Source organism: Burkholderia sp. Tr-862 (assembly GCF_011753085.1).
In the GTDB taxonomy this organism is placed as follows: domain Bacteria; phylum Pseudomonadota; class Gammaproteobacteria; order Burkholderiales; family Burkholderiaceae; genus Burkholderia; species Burkholderia ambifaria.
The window spans coordinates 1-5,669 of the sequence record NZ_VWWG01000265.1 but is presented as its reverse complement, the minus strand read 5'-3'; the positions used below and the strand labels follow the sequence as shown (position 1 = coordinate 5,669).

At 69.2% G+C, this 5,669-nt stretch carries 7 protein-coding genes and 1 pseudogene; 4 read left to right on the top strand and 4 right to left on the bottom strand.

Annotated elements, in window-relative coordinates; genetic code table 11:
• The 3 genes and pseudogenes from F3J14_RS35970 to fghA form a co-directional block, all read left to right on the top strand.
• A pseudogene (locus F3J14_RS35970) lies at nucleotides 1-162 on the top strand (carbohydrate kinase); the annotation flags it as partial.
• Nucleotides 163-232: 70 nt separating this feature from the next.
• A complete protein-coding gene (locus tag F3J14_RS33255; RefSeq protein WP_166726511.1) occupies nucleotides 233-388 on the top strand; it encodes a hypothetical protein in 156 nt (51 codons plus the stop codon).
• A 15-nt stretch (nucleotides 389-403) separates the two neighbouring features.
• Nucleotides 404-1,252: an S-formylglutathione hydrolase gene (gene fghA / locus F3J14_RS33250; RefSeq protein WP_166726510.1), complete on the top strand. Its 849-nt coding sequence runs from the start codon at nucleotides 404-406 to the stop codon at nucleotides 1,250-1,252.
• A 118-nt stretch (nucleotides 1,253-1,370) separates the two neighbouring features.
• Here fghA and F3J14_RS33245 read toward each other — a convergent pair whose 3' ends face one another.
• Genes F3J14_RS33245 through F3J14_RS33230 form a run of 4 tightly spaced genes read right to left on the bottom strand, consistent with a single transcriptional unit; the run spans nucleotide 1,371 to nucleotide 4,475 of the window.
• Complete coding sequence (locus F3J14_RS33245) at nucleotides 1,371-2,153, bottom strand: metal ABC transporter permease (RefSeq protein WP_166726509.1); 783 nt, start codon at nucleotides 2,151-2,153, stop codon at nucleotides 1,371-1,373.
• Nucleotides 2,146-3,036 carry an ABC transporter ATP-binding protein gene (locus F3J14_RS33240; RefSeq protein WP_166726508.1) on the bottom strand — a complete coding sequence of 297 codons (891 nt, stop codon included), beginning with the start codon at nucleotides 3,034-3,036 and terminating at the stop codon, nucleotides 2,146-2,148. The genes F3J14_RS33245 and F3J14_RS33240 overlap by 8 nt, the downstream gene beginning before the upstream one ends.
• Nucleotides 3,037-3,049: 13 nt before the next feature.
• A complete protein-coding gene (locus F3J14_RS33235) occupies nucleotides 3,050-3,964 on the bottom strand; it encodes a zinc ABC transporter substrate-binding protein (RefSeq protein ID WP_166726507.1) in 915 nt (304 codons plus the stop codon).
• Between the two features lie 49 nt (nucleotides 3,965-4,013).
• A complete protein-coding gene (locus F3J14_RS33230) occupies nucleotides 4,014-4,475 on the bottom strand; it encodes a Fur family transcriptional regulator (protein ID WP_011657790.1) in 462 nt (153 codons plus the stop codon).
• Nucleotides 4,476-4,804: 329 nt separating this feature from the next.
• Between F3J14_RS33230 and F3J14_RS33225 the strand changes: the two genes are divergently transcribed.
• Nucleotides 4,805-5,581: an L-iditol 2-dehydrogenase gene (locus F3J14_RS33225; RefSeq protein ID WP_166726506.1), complete on the top strand. Its 777-nt coding sequence runs from the start codon at nucleotides 4,805-4,807 to the stop codon at nucleotides 5,579-5,581.
• Nucleotides 5,582-5,669 lie beyond the last annotated feature (88 nt).

Here is a 5,669-nt window from a genome sequence, read left to right as displayed (position 1 = left end):
GGCGTCGCGATCGGGCACTGGCGCGAAGACGCGCTGCGCACGCTGGCGCCGGCTGCGTCGCCGGTCGCCGCACCGCGCGACGATCGCGCGCTGGCCGCACGCCATGCGCGTTTCGTCGATCTGTATGCGCGAACGGATGCGTGGTTCACGACCGGCGTTTAAACTCGGGCACTTGTCCTGTTGCGACGGCGGTGACGCATCGCGGCAAGCCGGCGACTGTTTCGCGCACGCGATGGGCGGCGGGATCGGCGATCATGCCGGGCACGGTTTCGCCGTGTCGCGCGGCACGGCCTGGCCTGACACGCACGCGCTGCCGCCCGGGAAGCTCGACGACGGCTTCGACTCGATGAAGACGGGCGAATCGATTCGCCCGATCGTGCTGTATTGAACGGAAGGGAACCCCATGCTCGAACTCGTTTCTTCGCATGCTTGCCACGGTGGCGAGCAACGCTTCTATCGCCACGATTCGAAGGCGATCGGCCTGCCGATGAAGTTCTCGGTGTACCTGCCGCCGCAGGCGGCGCACGGCCGCGTGCCGGCGCTGTTCTACCTCGCGGGGCTCACGTGCACCGAGGAGACGTTCGCGATCAAGGGCGGCGCGCAGCAGTACGCGGCGCAGCACGGCCTCGCGCTCGTGATGCCCGATACGAGCCCGCGCGGCGCGGACGTGCCGGGCGAGTCCGATGCGTGGGATTTCGGCGTCGGCGCGGGCTTCTATGTCGACGCGACGCAAGCGCCGTGGTCGACGCATTACCGGATGGAGTCGTACGTGACGGGCGAGCTGCGCGAACTCGTCGCGGCCGAGCTGCCGATCGACGGCGCGCGGCTCGGGATCTTCGGCCACTCGATGGGCGGGCACGGTGCGCTGACGCTCGCGCTGCGCCATCCCGACCTGTACCGCTCGGTGTCGGCGTTCGCGCCGATCGCCGCGCCGACGCGCTGCCCGTGGGGCGAGAAGGCATTCTCGGGCTACCTGGGCGCCGACCGCGACGCGTGGAAGCAGCACGACGCGAGCGAACTCGTCGCGCGCGCGGATGCACCGAAGTTCGCGGACGGCATCCTCGTCGACCAGGGCCTCGCCGACCAGTTTCTCGCGAACCAGCTGAACCCCGACGTGTTTGAAGCCGCGTGCGCGAAGGCCGGCCAGCCGCTGACGCTGCGCCGACACGCGGGCTACGACCACGGCTACTACTTCATCTCGACGTTCGTCGCTGATCACATCGCGCATCATGCGCGCGTGCTGGCACGGTGAACGGCGCACCAAGCCTGTAACCCGTGGCGCGGGTCGCACGTCGCGCTCGCATCAAGCATGAAAAAACGCCGGCTGCCTTTCGGGCATGCCGGCGTTTTTCATTGGTGCCGCTCGACGATCAATGGCGCCGCAACAGGCTCGCGCCGTACACGAGCGCGGACAGCGCGGTGATCCAGAAGCTCGTCGGCCAGTCGGTGTGATACGCGAGTGTGATCCCGAGCCACGCTTCGAACAGCGCGAACAACGCCGCGAGGAGCACGCCGGTCGACAGCCGCGTCGACACGTTCTGGGCGGCCGCGGCCGGCCCGACCAGCAGCGTGAACACCAGCAGCACGCCGACGATCTGCGTCGCCGCGGCCACCGCGAGCGCGCATACCGCGAGGAACAGTATCGACACCGTGCGCAGCGACACGCCCTTGGCTTCGGCCAGTTCGGGCTGCAGCGACGCAAACAGCAGCGGCCGCGCGATCAGTGCGAGCGCGACCAGGCTCACCGCGCCGATGCCGGCCAGCACCGCGAGCGTGTCGCGGCTGACCGCGAGCACGTTGCCGAACAGCAGCGCGGTGACCTGCGTCGCGAACGACGTGTAGAAGTGCAGGAACAGCAGCCCGAAGCCGAGCGCCCCCGACAGGACCACGCCGATCGCGACGTCGCGGCCCGCGAGCCGTTCGCCGAGCGCGCCCATCCCGATTCCGGCCGCGAGCGTGAAGCCGACCATCCCCCAGATCGGCGAGATGCCGAGCAGCACCGCGCCGGTCGCGCCGGTGAAGCCGACGTGCGACAGCGCGTGGCCGGCGAAGGTTTGTCCGCGCAGCACCAGGAAGTAGCCGACGATGCCCGCGAGCACCGCGACGATCCCCGACGCGGCGAACGCGTTGATCATGAAGTCGTATTCAAACATCGTGCGAATGCCCGGGATGAGCGTGTCCGTGGTGGTGATGGCCGTGGCCGCCGCCACCGCCGTGCGAGTGGCCGTCGTCGTCCTCGTGTTCGTGATCGTGCTTCTCGACTTCGACGTCGCCCGACATCACGAAGATCTTGCCGTTCACGCGCATCACGTCGATCGGCGAGCCGTAGAGTCGCGACAGCACCGGCTTGGTGATCACCTCGTCGACGGTGCCGAGCGCGGCGACGCCGTTGCCGAGATACAGCACGCGGTCGAGCGCGTTCAACAGCGGATTCAGTTCGTGCGCGGAAAACAGCACGGTGATGCCGAGCTCGCGCTGCACGTTGCGCACGAGCTCGACGACGCCGCGCTGGTGGTTCGGGTCGAGGCTGATCAGCGGCTCGTCGAGCAGCAGCAGCTTCGGGTTGCCGAGCAGGCACTGCGCGAGCAGCAGCCGCTGGCGCTCGCCGCCCGACAGTTCCGACAGCGGCCGGCGCGCGAGCGCCGCGCCGCCGACGAGCTCGAGCACGCGCTCGACGTCGCGCCGCGTCGCCGCGTTCGTGTGGGGCAGCCCCCAGCGATGGCCGTCGGCGGCCATCGCGACGAAGTCGTAGCCGCGCATCCGGCGATTCGCGAGGCCGCTGCGGATCTGCGGCATATAGCCGATCGACGCGTTGCCGCGCACGACCGGCACGCCGCCGACCGACAGCGTGCCGCTCGAGACGGGCACGAGGCCGAGCACCGCGCGCATCAGCGTCGTCTTGCCCGCGCCGTTCGGCCCGAGCACGCCGACGAATTCGCCGGGTTCGATCGAGAAGCTGACGTCGCGCAGGATCGTGCGGCCGCCCAGTTCGAGCGTGACGCGATCGAGTGCGAGTGCGTGGGGAGTGGCGGTCATTTCGTTGCGTCGATCATTTCTTGCTGGCGGAAAGCGCGGCCGCGAGCGCGTCGAGCTGGCCGGCCATCCATTGCTGGAAAGTCTTGCCGGCCGGCTGCGTCTCGGTGACGCTCACGCTCGGCACGCCGCCGTCGCGCGCGATCTTCAGCAGGCGCTTGGTCATCGGCGCTTCGGCCTGGCTGTTGTAGATCAGCACGCGCACCTGCTTCTTGCGCAGGTCGTTCTCGAACGCGGCGACGTCCTGCGCGCTGGCTTCGGTGTCGTTCATCGTCGCGAGCTGGAAGCGCTGGTTGCGCATGTCGAGGCCGATCGCGTCGGACATGTAGCCGAACACGGGCTCCGTGGCCGTCACCGGCACGCCCTTGTACTGCGCGCGCAGCGCGGCGACCTTGTCGTCGACGGGTTTCAGCGACGCGACGAACTTCTGCAGGTTCGCATCGTAGTCGGCCTTGTTCGCCGGATCGGCACGGCCGAGCTCGGCCGCGATCGCGCGCGCGGCGGCCGGCATGGTCGCCGGGTCATACCAGACGTGCGGATTGTCGCCGGCCTTCTTGCCGACGAGATCCGCGACGACGATCGTCGCGCGCTTCGCCTGCTTCGACGCGCCGAGCAGCTTGCCCATCCATGGATCGTAGTTCGCGCCGTTGTAGATCACGACCTGCGCATGCTGCAGCGCGCGCGCGGTCTTCGGGCTCGCTTCGAACAGGTGCGGATCCTGGTCGGGATTGCTGAGGATGCTGGTCACCGCGACATGGCGGCCGCCGATCTGCGATGCGACGTCGCCATAGAAATTCTCGGCGGCGACGACATTGACGGTCGCGGCCTGCGCGAAGGCGGGCGCCGCGATCGACAGCGCGGCAGCCGAGGCGGCCAGCAGGCGAACAAGCGGCAGGGCGCGTCGTGGCGCGCGCTTCAGGGCAATGGACATGGAACTCCTCGTTGGAAGGGGGCGGCGCCGAGCGCCGCGCGGGGCGGCGTCAGCGATGCGCGGGCTTGCCCTTGCAGTGCCCGCACAGGCCGTTCAGCTCGACGACCTGATGGTGGACTTCGAACCCGTGCGCGGGCGCGCTCGCGGACAGCTGCTTCGCGAGGTCGCTGCCCGGGATCTCGACGGTCTCGCCGCACGAATCGCAGATCAGGAACTGGCCTTCATGCGGCACGCCGATCTCGCAGCACGCGAAGAACGCGTTCTTCGATTCGATCCGGTGGATGAAGCCGTGCTCGACAAGGAAATCCAGCGCGCGATAGACGGTCGTGGGCGGCACGCGGCCGCGCTGCGGCTCGAGCTCGGCGAGCAGGTCGTACGCGCCGATCGGGCGCTGCGCGGCCAGCACGCGTTCGTAGACCTGGCGGCGCAGCGGCGTCCACGCGAGCCCGTGCTCGGCGGCGAATGCGTCGGCCCGGGACAGCCGGGCGTCGATGGGCGATGAGGTGGCCATGGCGTGAAGCAGGCATGAGAAACGAAGTATGGCGATGATATAACGTATCTCCTCGCCGTGCAGCGCGAATTCCGTCCCGCGCGCACGCTCCGTCCCCTTCAGCGCCGGTTCAGCCGCGCCGCACCCGGTGCGCCGCGCCTTGCCGGACGCGGGTCACGAGCCGGCGCCGCGCTGCGCCTTGCCGCAGCGCATCATCGAAAGCCGCGGCGTTGCCTTGACAGCGCGAATCGCGTATCCGATCATTCGATCACTAACAGAGCAATTGATCGGTCAGCGAGCGTTCGCTCACCTCGCGACCTTCGAGCAGCAGAACGAACCGGAGACAACCAGTGAGACTGGAACAGAAGGTCGCGATCCTGACGGGCGCGGCAAGCGGCATCGGCGAAGCGGTCGCGCAACGCTATCTGGACGAAGGCGCGCGTTGCGTGCTGGTCGACGTGAAGCCGGCGGGCGGTTCGCTCGCACGGCTGATCGAGGCCAGTCCCGGCCGCGCGGTGGCCGTCACCGCGGACGTCACGCGCCGCGACGACATCGAGCGGATCGTCGCCACCGCGGTCGAGCGCTTCGGCGGCGTCGACATCCTGTTCAACAACGCGGCGCTGTTCGACATGCGCCCGCTCCTCGACGAATCCTGGGACGTGTTCGACCGGCTGTTCTCGGTCAACGTGAAAGGGCTGTTCTTCCTCATGCAGGCCGTGGCGCAGCGGATGGTCGAGCAGGGCCGCGGCGGCAAGATCGTCAACATGTCGTCGCAGGCGGGGCGTCGCGGCGAGGCGCTCGTTTCGCACTACTGCGCGACCAAGGCCGCGGTGATCAGCTATACGCAGTCGGCCGCGCTCGCGCTTGCGCCGCACCGGATCAACGTGAACGGCATCGCGCCGGGCGTGGTCGACACGCCGATGTGGGAGCAGGTCGATGCGCTGTTCGCGCGCTACGAGCATCGTCCGCCCGGCGAGAAGAAGCGGCTCGTCGGCGAGGCCGTGCCGCTCGGCCGGATGGGCGTGCCGGGCGACCTGACGGGCGCCGCGCTGTTCCTCGCGTCGGCCGACGCCGACTACATCACCGCCCAGACGCTGAACGTCGATGGCGGCAACTGGATGAGCTGACTTGACGACGCTCGCACGCGTAACCGAGGCGGCGCCGCGCGCGGCCGCCGCCGCACGAGGGCCCGCATGATGGCCGAGATCGTGGTCA